17 protein-coding genes are annotated in these 16,221 nt (G+C 44.6%); 14 read left to right on the top strand and 3 right to left on the bottom strand.

From position 1 onward, the window contains the following. Positions 1–90: 90 nt before the first annotated feature. The 3 genes from OCU60_RS13100 to flgA all read right to left on the bottom strand — a co-directional run bounded on the left by OCU60_RS13100 (position 91) and on the right by flgA (position 1,761). Complete coding sequence (locus OCU60_RS13100; RefSeq protein ID WP_074371650.1) at positions 91–516, bottom strand: flagella synthesis protein FlgN; 426 nt, start codon at positions 514–516, stop codon at positions 91–93. A 62-nt stretch (positions 517–578) separates the two neighbouring features. Then, entirely contained in the window at positions 579–899 is a 321-nt protein-coding gene (gene flgM, locus OCU60_RS13095; RefSeq protein ID WP_074371649.1) for a flagellar biosynthesis anti-sigma factor FlgM, read from the bottom strand. Positions 900–1,017: 118 nt separating this feature from the next. Further along, a complete protein-coding gene (gene flgA / locus OCU60_RS13090) occupies positions 1,018–1,761 on the bottom strand; it encodes a flagellar basal body P-ring formation chaperone FlgA (RefSeq protein ID WP_074371648.1) in 744 nt (247 codons plus the stop codon). 84 nt (positions 1,762–1,845) lie between these two features. Between flgA and OCU60_RS13085 the strand changes: the two genes are divergently transcribed. From OCU60_RS13085 to OCU60_RS13020, 14 genes are all read left to right on the top strand, one after another. Further along, entirely contained in the window at positions 1,846–2,799 is a 954-nt protein-coding gene (locus OCU60_RS13085) for a chemotaxis protein CheV (RefSeq protein ID WP_074371647.1), read from the top strand. Next, the gene (locus OCU60_RS13080) at positions 2,796–3,623 is read left to right on the top strand and encodes a CheR family methyltransferase (protein ID WP_074371646.1); all 828 of its coding nucleotides are present in this window, start codon (positions 2,796–2,798) and stop codon (positions 3,621–3,623) included. The genes OCU60_RS13085 and OCU60_RS13080 overlap by 4 nt, the downstream gene beginning before the upstream one ends. A 221-nt stretch (positions 3,624–3,844) precedes the next feature. Further along, positions 3,845–4,240, top strand: a complete 396-nt coding sequence (gene flgB, locus OCU60_RS13075) for a flagellar basal body rod protein FlgB (RefSeq protein WP_074371645.1) — start codon at positions 3,845–3,847, stop codon at positions 4,238–4,240. Between the two features lie 5 nt (positions 4,241–4,245). Then, complete coding sequence (gene flgC / locus OCU60_RS13070; protein ID WP_038183591.1) at positions 4,246–4,662, top strand: flagellar basal body rod protein FlgC; 417 nt, start codon at positions 4,246–4,248, stop codon at positions 4,660–4,662. 17 nt (positions 4,663–4,679) lie between these two features. After that, positions 4,680–5,390 carry a flagellar hook assembly protein FlgD gene (gene flgD, locus OCU60_RS13065; RefSeq protein WP_074371644.1) on the top strand — a complete coding sequence of 237 codons (711 nt, stop codon included), beginning with the start codon at positions 4,680–4,682 and terminating at the stop codon, positions 5,388–5,390. A gap of 27 nt (positions 5,391–5,417) precedes the next feature. Beyond that, positions 5,418–6,722, top strand: a complete 1,305-nt coding sequence (gene flgE / locus OCU60_RS13060; protein ID WP_074371643.1) for a flagellar hook protein FlgE — start codon at positions 5,418–5,420, stop codon at positions 6,720–6,722. 183 nt (positions 6,723–6,905) lie between these two features. Continuing rightward, positions 6,906–7,655, top strand: coding sequence for a flagellar basal body rod protein FlgF (locus OCU60_RS13055; protein ID WP_074371642.1), 750 nt, complete (start codon positions 6,906–6,908; stop codon positions 7,653–7,655). Positions 7,656–7,674: 19 nt separating this feature from the next. Next, a complete protein-coding gene (gene flgG, locus OCU60_RS13050; protein WP_074371641.1) occupies positions 7,675–8,463 on the top strand; it encodes a flagellar basal-body rod protein FlgG in 789 nt (262 codons plus the stop codon). Between the two features lie 22 nt (positions 8,464–8,485). Further along, on the top strand, positions 8,486–9,268 hold the full coding sequence (flgH, locus tag OCU60_RS13045) for a flagellar basal body L-ring protein FlgH (RefSeq protein WP_074371640.1): 783 nt from the start codon (positions 8,486–8,488) through the stop codon (positions 9,266–9,268). 70 nt (positions 9,269–9,338) lie between these two features. Next, on the top strand, positions 9,339–10,430 hold the full coding sequence (locus OCU60_RS13040; protein WP_074371639.1) for a flagellar basal body P-ring protein FlgI: 1,092 nt from the start codon (positions 9,339–9,341) through the stop codon (positions 10,428–10,430). An 11-nt stretch (positions 10,431–10,441) separates the two neighbouring features. Then, on the top strand, positions 10,442–11,380 hold the full coding sequence (gene flgJ, locus OCU60_RS13035) for a flagellar assembly peptidoglycan hydrolase FlgJ (protein WP_074371638.1): 939 nt from the start codon (positions 10,442–10,444) through the stop codon (positions 11,378–11,380). Positions 11,381–11,534: 154 nt separating this feature from the next. Continuing rightward, entirely contained in the window at positions 11,535–13,409 is a 1,875-nt protein-coding gene (gene flgK, locus OCU60_RS13030; protein ID WP_074371637.1) for a flagellar hook-associated protein FlgK, read from the top strand. A gap of 13 nt (positions 13,410–13,422) precedes the next feature. Continuing rightward, positions 13,423–14,616 carry a flagellar hook-associated protein FlgL gene (gene flgL / locus OCU60_RS13025; protein WP_074371636.1) on the top strand — a complete coding sequence of 398 codons (1,194 nt, stop codon included), beginning with the start codon at positions 13,423–13,425 and terminating at the stop codon, positions 14,614–14,616. Positions 14,617–15,056: 440 nt separating this feature from the next. Next, positions 15,057–16,196: a flagellin gene (locus OCU60_RS13020; protein WP_074371635.1), complete on the top strand. Its 1,140-nt coding sequence runs from the start codon at positions 15,057–15,059 to the stop codon at positions 16,194–16,196. Positions 16,197–16,221: the final 25 nt, after the last annotated feature.

Below are 16,221 nucleotides of genomic sequence, written 5' to 3'. Positions count from 1 at the left end.
AAAAAAGCGGCAATCATTGCCGCTTTTTTATATTGAATTTATATTGAAATCTATGGGAGTGTAGAGAGCGAATAAATGAAGGGAGCGATATTAAGCTTTGATATTTGTGCCCAAAGTAGAAATGGAACGTGTTTGCCCTTCAGCTGTGTAAGTCATGCCCATTTTCCCCTGACTCTGTTGCATCAGATTATTTAGTTTATGAAAACTCATTTGTGCTCGATTGAGAGCTTCGCCATTAATATTGTTTGCTTGTTGGCAATCCCAAATGATGGACTTAACTTGTTCGACCAGACTTTTCAATGTCTCATCCTCTTGTAGGCTCGATACATGAGAATGTGATTCAATCCGTCGGTCAGTCTCGTTGAGCTGACTAATCAAAGTAATTTTCTGTTTAGCAATGGCTTCGATTTGTGATGAATTACGTTGCGTAATGACCACCTTCTCCTGCTCTAAAAGTTCGGAGAGAGACTGGGCGTTGTTCAACTGAAACTCAAGTAGGTCTTGTAGTGCTGCCATGACTTAATTACCTGATTTCTTGGCACAGATGTCTGTGATATCGACCGATAACAATCGTTCGATTATTGCAGACCATCCAGCTCTTTTTCAAATTTGATCATGTTGTCTGCGAGTTTGTCTGCATCAACACGATAAGAACCATTCGCGATGGCTTCTTTAATTGCCTCGACTTTCGCACTATCAAAAGCAGGACTTGATGCAAGTTTGCTATGAATGTCACCCATCGCTTTACTCTGTGAACTCAGGGACACCGCATCTTTCTTATCCGATGATGAAGTGTGATTTATCTTCTCTGAATTTGATGTATTGTGCTCTGTACGGGTCGAATTCCGACTCGTATTCGTCAGAGACTGGCCAGAACGCACATTATCAATGCTTGCCATAATTGAGCCTTTTTATCAAAATTAAATACCTGTACCGTCAATATCGACAGACCTACATCTTACTTTAGCATTTTCTTTGCCAAAAATGATGTTTTTTTATGCGGCATGGTTAGAAATGTTAAAACCGGACGGTCACTTCACCAATCCCGGAGACCTGTGCATCAATGATTCGGTTGGATTTATTGTTTTTAACCCGAATTTGCTCCCCCAAGTCACCGTCTGACAGTGCTGTTCCTTGCGTAATGATGGATAAACCATTTTTAATTGCTTTGATTGTCACGGTTTCATTACGACAGACAATACAAATATCTCGGTCACTAATAATATCGTTTAGTGGAATATTTCTTTTAACTTTTGCTCCGATCACTTGATCAATTGTCGAAAATCCTTGCTGTCGGAAGCGAAGCAGATCTACCATACCCAAACTAACATCTTGTTGAGTAATGATTTGTCCTCGATTTAGTGGGGTGGTAGCGAGCACGGCAGGGACTGTGATATTCAATCGAACGGGAACATAAATCCGCCAATTATCTGTCGGACATTCAACAAGAACAGTGATATGGCTTGCAGAACCATTTCTTGATGAGGAAAAAGCCTTTAATCCTGTTGGACAATCGGATGCTTGTATCCGATTATCAAGAGGTGCCGCTGTGGCAACTATTTTCCCACCTGTTGGATGCTCGATAACAGTGGTAGCGTATTTCTCTGCGGTTTCTCTAATATGATCAAGTTGTTCTTGAGTTGCTGCCTGAGTCGAAATATTAAAGAAAACAGATAAAATGACGATAATGCTATAAAAAAGTTTAAAGAAAGCTCTACACTTAGTAAAAGGCAGAGGGGATAAGCACAGTTTCTTGAACATGATTCTGGTTCCCTTAATTTATTCATCGCTTGTTGTAGACTATCACTTTTTTATAGCAAAGGTTTGAGAGATGGAGATGGGGTTATGACGGGTATTCTTGATTCTGTGAATCAGCGTACACAACTCGTTGGGCAGAACCGCTTAGAATTGTTGACATTCCGGTTGAATGGTCGCCAGCGTTACGGCATTAATGTATTTAAAGTAAAAGAAGTGTTGCAGTGCCCAAAGCTGACTGCAATGCCAAATCTACATCGTTTAGTGAAAGGTGTTGCTCACATCCGTGGACAAACCGTATCTGTCATTGATTTAAGCTTAGCGATTGGCGGTCGGGCAACGACTGATGTTGAGAAAAGTTTTGTGGTCATTGCTGAATTTAACCGCACCATTCAAGCGTTTCTCGTTGCATCTGTTGAACGTATTGTGAATATGCGTTGGGAAGAGATTTTACCACCGCCTGAAGGGGCCGGGAAAGCAAACTATCTGACGGCCGTCACCAACATAGAGAACGAACTGGTTGAGATTATTGACGTTGAGAAAATCTTAGCGGAAATCGCGCCGATTGATGAAACGATGGATTCAACCATTGCAGAAGATATTGCTCATGCCGAAGAAAATAAGGAACAGGAATTTGTTCGTCGCATCTTGATTGCTGATGATTCAACCGTAGCCCGTAAGCAGGTACAGCGTGCCGTGGAGTCAATCGGGTTTGAAGTCATTGCAGTAAAAGATGGTAAGGAAGCTTATGAAAAATTGGTTGAGCTTTCTGACACGGATAATATTTTTAACCATATTTCATTGGTTATTTCAGATATCGAAATGCCGGAGATGGATGGATATACCCTTACTGCGGAAATTCGGCGTAATCCGAAGCTGAAAGATCTTTATGTTATTCTCCACTCATCATTAAGTGGTGTATTTAATCAGGCTATGGTAGAAAGAGTAGGCGCAAATACATTCATCGCGAAGTTTAATCCTGATGAACTTGGTAATGCGGTAAAAGCTGCATTGGTTGACACTGAGCTAAAGAGAAGTGAATGACTGCAATAACGATCAGCGAACAAGAATATAAAGATTTTTGCCGCTTTTTAGAGTCTCAATGTGGGATTGTACTTGGGGATAGTAAGCAATATCTAGTTCGAAGCCGTCTTAGTCCGTTAGTTACAAAATTTAAGATGGATTCTTTATCGACATTACTGAAAGAAGTGGTGAGAGGTGTCAGTCGAGATCTAAGAATTGCCGCTGTCGATGCCATGACAACCAATGAAACCTTGTGGTTTCGTGATAGCTACCCTTTTACAGTCCTGTCAGAACGATTGCTACCTGAATTGGCAGCGAATCGCCGACCGATTAAAATTTGGTCTGCAGCGAGTTCTTCTGGCCAAGAACCTTATTCGATTGCGATGACGATTCTAGAAACACAGCAGAAGAAACCTGGATTATTAACGAATTGTTCGATTACCGCGACGGATATCTCTTCAACGATGTTAGATATTTGCCGTATCGGTAGTTATGATAACCTGGCGCTGGGACGTGGTTTATCCCCTGAACGCCGCCGCACTTTCTTTGAAGATGCCGGAGATGGCAGAATGAAGATCAAAGATAATGTAAAGCGTTTGGTGAGTTTTAAACCTCAGAATTTGATGGAAAGTTATTCAATGCTGGGTAAGTTTGACATTATTTTTTGTCGGAATGTTTTAATTTATTTTTCAGCCGATATGAAGTCGAAAGTTCTCAATCAAATGGCTAATAACTTGAATCCGAACGGATACCTGTTATTGGGAGCGTCAGAATCGTTGACTGGCCTGACGGACCGTTTTGAGATGGTGCGTTGTAACCCCGGTATTATCTATAAGCTTAAATAAATAACGTTATTCTCTTTTTAAACCCGGCAATGCCGGGTTTTTCTTTTCTGCCATCACAACATTGGTCTGAAATTTGCCTGATGATAAGGAAAAGCCATGGTGAAGTTACGTGATGATATGTTCACTATGATTATCTCAGGATGAGCGATAAGAGTTAAAGTTGGTACACAAATTGCTAAAAGTTATGGTGTGGCAATCAATATATCCATGAAGAGGCGTATATGGCAATCTCATTTGATAAAGCGTTAGGCATTCACCAGTACACTGTCGGTGTTCGTGAGCGTAATGCAGAGATGATTTCCAGCAATATCGCACAAGCGAATACGCCGGGATATAAGGCAAAAGCTTTAGATTTTGACAAAGCACTACAAGCGGCAAGTTCGGGGGCAAGTATTAGTCTGACTCGAACCAATGGACGGCATATTCCTGCCTCCATGGCAGTGGTGGGGGAAACGCTTTACCGCATCCCGACGCAACCAGATACCGGTGACGGCAACACGGTTGATGTCGATTTAGAGCGAAATCTTTTTATGCAAAATCAGCTTCGTCATCAGGCTTCCCTTGACTTTCTGGGTGGAAAGTTCAAAGGAATGACCAAAGCGATTAAAGGGGAGTAAATTAGATGAGTCTATTTAACGTATTCAATGTTACAGGTTCTGCCATGAGTGCTGAGTCTGTTCGTCTAAATACGACCTCAAGTAATTTGGCGAATGCTGATAGTGTGAGTAGTTCTGCAAAGGACACTTATAAGGCGCGTCATCCGATATTTGCCGCTGAGTTAAACCGGGCAAAATCGAAAGATGACTATACCGTACCGGTGAAGGTCTTAGGGGTCTTGGAAAGTAATAAACCATTAGTTGCGGAATATAATCCTGACCATCCTCTGGCAAATGCTGATGGTTATATTTATAAGCCGAATGTGAATGTGATGGAAGAAATGGCAAATATGATTTCAGCTTCACGAGCATATGAAACCAATGTTCAGTTGGCAGAAGCAAGTAAGCAGATGTTGCTCAGAACATTGCAGATGGGTCAGTGAGGTATAGGAGATAACATATGGCCGGAATAGATAATGTTGGTCAAAATGGCAGTTTGTCCTATATCGATCAACTCAAAAAACTTCAAGAGCAAAAAAAGCCTGATGAGGTCACTGGTAAACAGGATCTGAAACAGGAAGACTTTTTGTCATTGCTCACCAAACAACTGTCACAGCAAGATCCATTTAAGCCAGTCAGTAATGATCAGATGATTGCTCAAATGGCATCATTTGCGACGGTTGATGGTATCGGGAAGATGAACACCCAGTTTGAGAGTCTTAACTCTTCGATGACGTCGAATCAAGCGTTGCAGGCCTCTTCATTAGTCGGCCGGGACGTACTGGTTCCCGGAGCCAGCGGTGTGAAGAAAGATCAAGGCAACATGGCGGCAATGGTGAAACTTCCTGCGCCTGTCGATAATTTACTTGTCCGGATTGAAGATGCTGCCGGACAGCTGGTAAGAACATTTGATGTCGGGGCAAAATCTGGCGGTGATAACCGGATTGAATGGGACGGCAAAGATCAAAACGGCAGCCCTTTACCGGGAGGCAAATATAAAGTTAAAGCTTCAGGTCTCGTAGACGGGAAGAGCAAAGAATTTGATGTTTCAACTTATGCGAACGTCAACAGCGTTCTTCTTGGCAAAGGTGATGGTAACGTACTACTCAATCTGGCTGGCTTTGATTCGCCAGTTCGACTTGCTGAGGTACTGGAAGTAGGCAAAGCGTAATATGCTAGCTAGATAGGAGAATTCAGGATGTCATATGTATCATTAAGTGGTTTATCGGCCGCTCAGCTTGACCTCAATACCACCAGTAACAATATTGCCAACGCGAATACCTATGGTTTTAAAGAATCGCGTGCAGAATTTGGTGATGTATATTCCAATTCATTGTTTACCAATGCGAAAACAACCCCGGGGAAAGGGGTACAAATAAATAAGGTCGCTCAACAGTTTCATGAAGGATCGAGTGTTTATACCAACAACCCCATGGATTTGCGGATTTCCGGAACAGGTTTTTTTGCTGTGGCAAAAGACCGTCTGGTACCGCAACAGAGTGAGTTGACACGGAATGGTGCTTTTCACATTAACCATGATAATTATCTCGTCACCTCGAATGACGAATACCTGCTCGGGTATAAAGTGAATCCGGAAACTGGTGATGTATTGTCTTATGAGTCGTCACCAATCAATATTCCTGCTGAGTTCGGTAAACCGAAGCAGACCTCCAATATTGATGTTGGTGTTAACCTACCGGCAAATGGTGACTTGAAAGATCCTGCGCTGTTCGATTTTGAGGATCCGGAAACATATAACCGTTCGACGTCATCGACGATCTATGACTCAATGGGTCAAGCCTACAAAATGACGACTTATTACCTCAAGGATCAGACTCAGCCAAATACTTGGCAGGTCTACTATACGATGACCGATTCTGCGGGGGAAAAACCGATCAACATCGTCGGTGGTGATGCTGCGACACCGACAGGACATGTCGGCCATACCTTGAAATTTAATAATGACGGGACTTTGGCGAGTATAAACAACGGACAAAATGTTGTATCTGAACCGTTAGGTACCGGGGCAAACCCAATCAACCTCAATGGTGCGGATGTTAACCAAGTGCTTTCATTCGGTCTGGATTCTTCAACTCAGTTCGCGGCACCATTTGAGTTAACTAAGTTTGATGAAGATGGCGCGACAACAGGATTTTTGACCAAAGTCGATGTCAATGAAGAAGGCAGCATTCTCGGAACATACTCAAACGGTGAGAATGTGACCTTGGGTCGTGTCGCTTTAGTCCGGGTTCCCAATGAACAAGGGCTGGATAAGAAAGGCGGGACTCAGTGGGATTCGACCAATGCTTCTGGTGATAAGATCTGGGGTGAATCCAATAAAGGATCATTTGGGACAATTAATAGTGGGACATTAGAGCAATCCAATATTGATATGACACAAGAGTTGGTTGATTTGATTTCTGCACAACGGAACTTTCAGGCGAACTCTCGTGCATTGGAAGTTCATAATCAGACCCAACAGACGATTCTACAAATCCGCTAATAATAATGTTTGACTCAGACCGACGGCAAAGTCGGTCTGACTTTTTCCTCCCTCCGGCAATCTTGCGGCAAAAACAACCTCTTTGTTTTTATTTCTGCTGCTAATCATTTGAATTATATAACCATTATTACTTGGCACACCAATTGCTTTATATCTATCGTATGACGATGATAGGAGTGGATTATGGACCGTGCATTGTTTCTGGCAATGAGTGGCGCAAAGCAGAATATGCAGGAAATGCAGCTCAGAGCGAACAACTTAGCCAATGTGAGCACAACGGGCTTTCGAGCTGATCTCGCTCAGGCTCGCGCGATGCAGAGCTATGGTGACGGGCTACCAACCCGTGTATTCAGTATGACGGAACGTCCGGGAAATAATTTTGCTCAAGGCAGCGTCATGACCACAGGCAGAGATTTGGATGTCACTATTCAGGGTGATGGATGGATTTCTGTGCTGGATGATACCGGCACAGAAGGCCTGACCCGCAACGGGAATTTCCAGATCGATGTCAATGGTTTACTCACGAGTGGCTCTGGACATCTGGTTCTGGGTGACAATGATGCACCGATTACCTTGCCCATTCCACTGAGTAAAATTGAGATCGGTAAAGATGGTACCGTGTCCGTCATTCCTCAAGGTGCACCGGCTGACGCGATGGAAGTTGTCGGACGAATTAAATTGGTCCGCCCTGATAATCAGACGCTATACAAAGATTCGGTAGGCCTGTTTCGGGCCAAAGCCCCGAACACAGTATTTAATGCCGACGCGAGTGTGGCTTTACTTACCGGTGCTTTGGAAGGAAGTAATGTCAATGCTGTTGGAGAAATGACCAATCTCATTGACCTACAGCGTCAGTTTGAAATGCAAGTCAAAATGATGAGTACAGCAGAAGAAATGGATAAAGCGTCCAATTCTCTGTTGCGCACCGGTTAATGAGTGAGAGGAAAAGAACATGCATCCAGCTCTATGGGTAAGTAAAACAGGTTTAGATGCGCAACAGACTAATATTGCGACGATTTCGAACAACCTTGCGAACGCCTCCACAGTCGGCTTTAAGAAAAGCCGCGCTGTGTTTGAAGATCTTTTTTATCAGAATATCAATCAACCCGGTGGTCAGTCTTCACAGAATACCGAATTGCCAAGCGGGTTGATGCTTGGTGCCGGCTCCAAAGTCGTCGCGACTCAGAAAGTTCATACCAACGGTAATGTACAAACCACCAATAACAGTATGGATATGATGATTGAAGGTGACGGTTTCTTCCAGATTATGATGCCGGACGGCAATATGGGTTACTCTCGGAACGGGCAGTTTACCTTAAATGCCGAAGGTACCATTGTAACATCCGGTTCCGGGTATCCATTACAACCTGAAATTGTGGTGCCGCAAGATGCCGTCTCTGTCACGGTCGGCAACGATGGTCAGGTCTCCGTGCGAATTCGTGGTCAGCAAAATAATCAGGTCGTTGGTCAGATTACGACGGTTGATTTTATCAACCCCGGTGGTTTGGAGCCTGTCGGCCAGAACTTGTATTTACCCACCGGTGCTAGTGGTGATCCGCAAGAAGGGGTGCCCGGGTTAGATGGTTTGGGAAATATTCGTCAGTCGATGTTGGAAAGTTCAAATGTGAATGTCACTGAAGAATTAGTGAATCTGATCGAAGCGCAGCGAGTGTATGAAATGAACTCCAAAGTCATTTCTGCGGTAGATAAAATGATGAGCTACGTGAACCAACAGCTCTAATTGGGATTATGAGAGGTATTCGATGAAACGCTTATTCATTTTGGGATTCATCTGTTTCTTATCGGGCTGCTCGCTCATGCCACAGGGAACCTCGGAAGAGCAAGACGAGAGTGGTACAACCTTGGTTGATGCGGTCGAAGGTGATAAATCTGACGATACAAGCGGTCAGGGATTATTGGATGGATTAACCCGGCGTGCTGATCCGGTTGCCGATGATCCAGCCTGGGCACCAATTCATCCCAATCATCGTCCGAAGCATTATGCCGCGGAAACCGGTTCTTTGTTTAATCTTAGTGCCGCCACTAGCTTATATAATGATTCAAAGCCCAGACAAGTTGGCGATATCATCACCGTGACATTGAATGAAAGCACCAAAGCAGCAAAAAGTGCTGATGCAGATTTATCGAAAAAGAATGATGCTTCGATGGATCCGTTGGAAGTGGGCGGTCAGGAAATGAAAATTGGTGATTACAACTTTTCATACAAACTCGGCAATGATAATAAATTCTCTGGCAGTGCCGCAGCCAACCAGAGTAATAGTATTTCCGGTTCAATCACTGTTGAAGTTATTGATGTGCTTGCCAATGGCAACCTCGTGATTCGTGGTGAAAAGTGGCTGACATTGAACACCGGTGATGAATATATTCGTTTAAGTGGTACGGTTCGCCCAGATGACATTGACTTTGATAATACTATCTCGTCGAATCGGATTTCGAATGCCAGAATTCAGTACTCAGGCACCGGAAACAATCAAGATATGCAAGAACCCGGCTTTTTGGCACGATTCTTCAATATTGCTTTATAAGCTAAGTTTAAACGTCGTTTTTTTGGCAGAGAAGATGACGTGCATGGTAGAGAAGCACAAGGTAAATTGAATGAAAAAGTTAACACTTTTTTTGCTGGCGACACTGTTTGTTTCCTTGCAGGGACAGGCGGCAAGAATTAAAGATGTCGCACAAGTGGCCGGGGTGCGTAGTAACCAGTTAGTGGGCTATGGTTTAGTCACGGGGTTGCCGGGAACCGGCGAATCGACGCCATTTACCGATCAAAGTTTCAATGCTATGTTGCAGAATTTCGGCATTCAATTGCCGCGAGGAACAAAGCCGAAGACTAAAAATATTGCCGCTGTGATTGTCACAGCCGAGTTGCCGGCATTCTCCAAGCAGGGACAGACCATTGATGTCACCGTTTCTTCGATTGGTTCGGCAAAAAGTTTACGCGGTGGCACACTTATGCAGACGTTTCTCAAAGGTCTGGATGGTCAGGTTTATGCGATTGCACAGGGCAATCTCGTGGTCAGTGGGTTCAGTGCCGATGGTGCTGATGGTTCCAAAGTCGTGGGCAATAACCCCACCGTCGGTATCATTTCCAATGGTGCCAGTGTTGAACGTGAAGTTCCGACCCCATTTGCCCGGGGTGATTACATCACTTTTAATTTGATTGATTCAGACTTCACCACCGCCCAGCGTATGGCAGATACCGTCAATCAGTTTCTTGGCCCTCAAATGGCGACAGCAATTGACGCGACATCAGTACAAGTCCGGGCCCCACGAGATGCAGGACAGCGTGTCGCGTTTCTCTCTGCGGTTGAAAATCTGGAATTTAACACCGCTGTCGGTGCCGCGAAAATTATTGTCAATTCGCGGACTGGGACGATCGTGGTTGGTCAGTATGTGCGGTTAAAGCCGGCAGCTGTTACACATGGTGGCATGACTGTTGCTATCAAAGAAAAACTGGGTGTGAGTCAGCCCAAACCATTTTCAAATGGTCAAACGGCTGTGGTACCGGATTCCGATATCTCTGTGAAAGAGAAGAAAGGAAAAATGTTTAATTTCCAGACGGGAGTCACGCTTGATGATCTCGTCCGTGCTGTGAATGAGGTCGGTGCAGCGCCATCTGACTTGATGGCTATTTTACAGGCACTCAAACAGGCCGGTGCGATTGAAGGCCAGCTGATTATCATTTAAGGGGAAGCACGATGGTCAATGATGTAAAAGATATCGGCTTTGTACAGGATATTACCCAACTGGACCAACTGCGTAAGCAAGCGGTCAGCGGTGATAAAACGAGTGAGAAATCAGCATTAACGGCCGCAGCCAAACAATTTGAGGCGGTGTTTACATCGATGCTTTTCAAGTCGATGCGTAAAGCGAACTCCGGTTTTGAATCTGATCTGTTACATAGTAAAACGGAAGATTTTTACCGCGAAATGTTGGATGAACAGATGGCGAGCCAACTGAGTTCTTCAGGTCGGTTAGGGCTCGCAGATATGATCGTCGCTCAGCTTTCTACCAGTATTGATGGGCAGACTTCTCAAACCGATCAAAAGTCATCTCAACCTGATCCTTTATTACAGGCATTGGCTCGTGTCCGGGCGCATCAACAGCAAGCTTCTGAACAGGGAAGTATGACGGATGTTCGTCAGTCTGCTGCTGTGACGGAGCCGCGTCGATTCGACTCTCCCGAATCTTTTATCCGTACATTGAAGCCTTATGCCGAAAAAGCAGCTCGCGTGTTGGGGGTTGATGCATCGGTATTGTTGGCTCAGGCCGCACTGGAAACGGGGTGGGGGACTAAAGTGGTCGCGAATGCCCGCGGAAACAGCCATAACTTGTTTAATATCAAAGCAGATCGAAGCTGGCAGGGTGACAAAATGGCGACTCAGACCCTTGAATATTATGACCAGACACCGGTTGTTGAAAAAGCTTCATTCCGATCTTATGACTCGTATCAAGACAGTTTTGACGATTATGTTCAATTCTTGAAAAAGAATCCGCGTTACATGACTGCGCTGAATAACCATCAGGGGAATCCGACTTCTTTTATTGAGGGGATTCATCAGGCAGGGTATGCAACCGACCCGGATTACGCGAACAAAGTTCTGCGGGTTCGTTCTCAAATTCAGCAAATGGATTAGTTCACTTCCTCTCTTCTTCTGTCGGGCGGAAATTTCCTTCCGGCATCTTAATAACTCATTGTATTTTATCTGATTAATTTAATGGCATACATATTGCTTCATGTTGATGGAAGGTTCAGTTTTTTACTGATGATTTTTATCTTGTGGGGGCGGTATGGCGTCTGATTTATTGAATATTGGGGCTCAGAGTGTCTTAACATCTCAAAGACAGCTCAATACAACCGGTCACAATATATCTAACGTAAATACAGAAGGTTACAGTCGTCAATCTGTGATTCAGGGCGTGAATGCCCCGCGCATGTACGGTGGTCAGACCTATGGCATGGGTGTCCATGTGGAAAATGTTCGCCGCTCATGGGATCAGTTTGCCGTCAAAGAGCTAAATATTGCCACAACAGATTACTCCTACAAGCATGATACTGAACAAAATCTGGATATGTTATCCAAGATGCTTTCTTCCGTTGCTTCTAAGAAAATCCCGGAAAACATGAATGAGTGGTTTGACGCGCTAAAAACGCTCGCTGATAGCCCGAATGATATGGGAGCACGGAAAGTTGTGCTGGAAAAATCCCAGTTAATGACCCAGAACCTGAATGATTTTCATGAAACGATTCGTCGCCAGTATGAGACGGTCAATAAAGGGTTAGATCTCGGCATCAAGAGAATTAACCAACTCGCTTTAGAAATTAGAGACTTACAGCGTTTAATGATGCGGACTCCCGGGCCACATAATGATCTGATGGACCAACATGAAAAGTTAGTCAAAGAGCTCTCAGAGTACACCAAAGTGACCGTAACACCGCGAAAAAATGCCGAAGGGTTCAATATTCATATCGGTAACGGGCACACCTTGGTTTCTGGCACAGAAGCCAGTCAATTGAAGATGATCGATGGTTATCCTGATACGCATCAATGGCGTCTGGCGATGGTTGAAGGAAAGGGGATTAAAGCGATTACATCGAAAGATATGGGGGGCAAGATCGGGGCATTATTTAATATGCGTGATAACGAAATTCCCAACGTACTTGATGAGATTGGCCGCCTTGCGACCAGCTTCTCTTATGATGTGAATAAATTGCAGCGGCAGGGCCTCGATCTGAATGGTGATATCGGTGACTTGATGTTTACCGATGTGAATGATGAGCGGATTGCCAAAGAACGGGTGATTACCAGTAGTGACTCTGAAGCCGATATGGCGGCCTATATCGAAGATGTTTCACAACTGAAAGGTGGTGAATATTCACTACTTTATGATGGGAGTGACTACATTGCGATTTTACCAAATGGTGAGCAGCAAGTGCTTTCTCCCAGTCGTGGAGAAATCCACCTCGACGGGATGAGAATTGAAATTCGCAATGAACCGAAAGCGGGTGAGCGAGTGCTCGTCCGGCCAACTCGTTCCGGTGCGGCAACCATCAAAATGGAAATGAACGATCCGGCAAAAATTGCCGCTCAGAGTTATGAAGCTTCAACCACCTTCGCTCAGGGAAGTGCCACTTTTAAAATAGAACAGGCCGGTGATTTGCGCGAGTTTGAAATCGATGTCTCTGAGCTGGGAGATACCTTCACGGTTAAAGATAAAGACGGCAATATTGTTGCAGAGAATCAAGCTTATCCACCGTCTGGCCCTGTGACCGTGATGGGAACGACATTTGAACTGTCTGCCGGTGCTTTGCCAAAAGATAAATTTACCGCGAACCTGGTGCCCTCTGCTGGGGATAACGGCAACCTGAGAAAAATGCAGGATATTCAGACAGAGAAGAAGCTGGACAATAATGAGTCCACGATTCTGGATGTTTACCACAATCTGAATACCAATGTCGGTCTGAGAATGTCCACTGCGTCTCGACTGACTGATGTGGCCCGACTTGAGAAAGAAGCAGCCCAAGAACGGATTGCTTCTGTATCCGGTGTGAATCTGGATGAAGAAGCCGCCAACATGATGAAATTTCAGCAGGCATATATGGCATCTTCGCGGGTTATGCAGGTGGCCAATGACACCTTTAATACCATTTTACAGTTGAGATAGGGAGGAGGATCTTATGGTTGGTCGTATTTCAAGCTTCCATAACTATCAGGCTGTTCAGAATGATATTCGCCGTCAAGAAGCCAAGATTTATCACAATCAGGCTCAATTGGCATCGGGCAAAAAGTTGATGTCTCCCAGTGATAATCCACTGGCAACTCATTACATTCAGAATGTGGGTCAGCAAGAAGAGCAATTGCGCCAATACCTTGATTCGATCGTCTTGGTGCGTAACCGACTTGGACATCAAGAAGTCATTATCTCCAATGCGGAAGATTATGCCGATGAGGCAAAGCGAACCGTCATGGAGATGATCAATGGTTCTTTATCACCAGAAGATCGCCAGGCGAAAGAGCGAGAGTTGGAAGAGCTGGCTGATAACTTTTTGAATCTGGCGAATGTTCAGGATGAACTGGGGAACTACATTTTTTCCGGGACTAAACCGGATAAGCAGCCCTTCTTTCGTGATAAAGAAGGCAATGTGACTTATGCCGGTGATGATTATCAACGCAAGATGAAAATCTCCAATAGTCTGGAAATGCCGTTCAACAATCCCGGCAGTAAAGTATTTATGCAAATCGATAATCCTTTTGGTGACTATGAACCCGATTATCGGTTGCAGGAAGGCTCTGAGCTATTACTAGAAAAAGCAACCAATACCGATCCTCAAGATCAATCGAAATATACGGTTACTTTTGTCGATATGGGGAACGGTAAATATGGCTATCAGTTGGAACAGGATGGCAGTGCTGTTCAGGCCGGAGAATTTGATCCCAAAACCGGTATCAATTACGAAGGTGTCAATATTGAGCTGAAAGGCCAGATTTCTCCGGGAGATGTCATCGAGCTGTCTCCCAGAAAGACATTCAACATTTTTGACAGTTTTAAGAAGGCAATGGAATATTCACGCGACTCCGTTGCCGATGGATCAGCGACCGCTAAGCTCCATCAAGTGACCAGAGAGTTTCACGCGGCCTTTATCCACTTAACGAAAGTGAGAACGGATATCGGTGCGCGACTGAATACATTGGATATTCAGGAACAAGAACATGAAGACTTCAAACTGACATTGGCAAAATCCAAAAGTAGTTTTGAGGATCTTGATTATGCGGATGCCGTGATCGAGTTTAGCGAAAATACGCGTGCACTTCAGGCATCTCAGAAGGCTTTCAGTAAAACGAAGGATTTAACACTGTTCAACTATATCTAACTTTCACTTGCCTTATGTGCCATGCCATAAGTCGCGAAAGGAGTTGTGTTGAATATTGTTCTTCGTTGAGACGAGCACTCTGATTTGAGGTGCGGGTTAATAAGAAAGCTAAGGCTTTGTCTGTTGCGGATGTCAATGTCGTTATTGCTGAGGCAATAGAGCGGCAACGAAGCGGCAAAGCGGAAATAAAACAGGATTGCAGAGAAAACCAAACACGTTATTGCATGGTTTGATTTGATTTAACCTGTTGATTTAATTTGATAATAATTTTTATTTTAAAGTTGGCACAGTAATTGAATTAAATCTATCAGAGCGCAAGTTATCGGTTTGGAACCGGCAATGTTGCAGATGTGGCAAGTTATTTACGGTCAGTGCTTCCAAATAAGAGTTAAAGCTGACCGCTTCGCAGAAAGCTTGCGGACTCAATAGGAGAGCAAACTATGACCATCACAGTCAATACCAATGTGTCAGCGATGACCGCTCAGCGTTACCTGAATAAGGCAACGGGTGAGTTAAACACCTCAATGGAGCGCCTGTCTTCGGGAAACCGGATTAACAGTGCGAAAGATGATGCGGCAGGTCTTCAGATTTCAAACCGGTTGACTGCTCAGTCCCGAGGGTTGGATGTCGCGATGCGAAATGCCAATGATGGTATTTCGATTGCACAGACTGCTGAAGGGGCAATGAATGAGTCAACCAGTATATTGCAACGGATGCGAGATTTGTCACTCCAGTCTGCAAACGGGACGAACTCCCCATCTGAGCGTAAGGCGCTGAATGAAGAGTATACGGCCCTTCAGGATGAATTGAACCGAATCGCAGAAACAACCTCATTCGGTGGTCGGAAACTGTTGAACGGTACGTTTGGTGAGTCAGCTTTCCAGATTGGTGCCAGCTCCGGTGAAGCGATCATTGTTGGTCTCACCAGTATTCGTGCTGATGATTTCCGTATGGGCGGTCAGACATTTGTGTCCGAACAACCGAAAGACATGCATTGGGGGGTTCCCGAGAATGCTCGGGATCTGAAATTCGAGTTTACCAAGAAAAATGGCGAACAGGTTTCAGTGGATGTCATGGCGAAATCTGGTGATGACATCGAAGAGTTGGCAACTTACCTCAATGGGCAGGTAGATGATGTCACCGCTTCTGTGGATGATGAAGGACACCTCCAGCTCTTTATGGCGGAGTCTAACCTTCAGGGTAATCTCTCCGTTTCTGGCGGGTTGGCCTCTGAGTTGGGTCTGAACGGCGGGCCTGGACAGAATACGACGGTTCAGAGCACTAATATTATGGATGTTGGTAGTTCGCAGAACTCGGTCGGTGTGCTTGATGCTGCGCTTCAGTATGTTGACTCTCAACGTGCAGATTTAGGGGCAAAACAGAACCGTTTAAGCCACAGTATCAATAATTTGTCGAACATACAGGAAAATGTTGAAGCGTCGAAGAGCCGGATTAAAGATACCGACTTTGCGAAAGAAACGACGCAGATGACAAAAGCTCAAATATTGCAACAGGCAGGTACTTCAATACTTGCTCAGGCAAAACAGTTACCAAACTCTGCAATGTCACTATTGCAGTAGTAGCAGAGCTTTATCATGCAGCTCA

This window comes from Vibrio spartinae (assembly GCF_024347135.1).
Lineage (GTDB): Bacteria > Pseudomonadota > Gammaproteobacteria > Enterobacterales > Vibrionaceae > Vibrio > Vibrio spartinae.
This window is presented reverse-complemented; position numbering and strand designations above follow the sequence as displayed.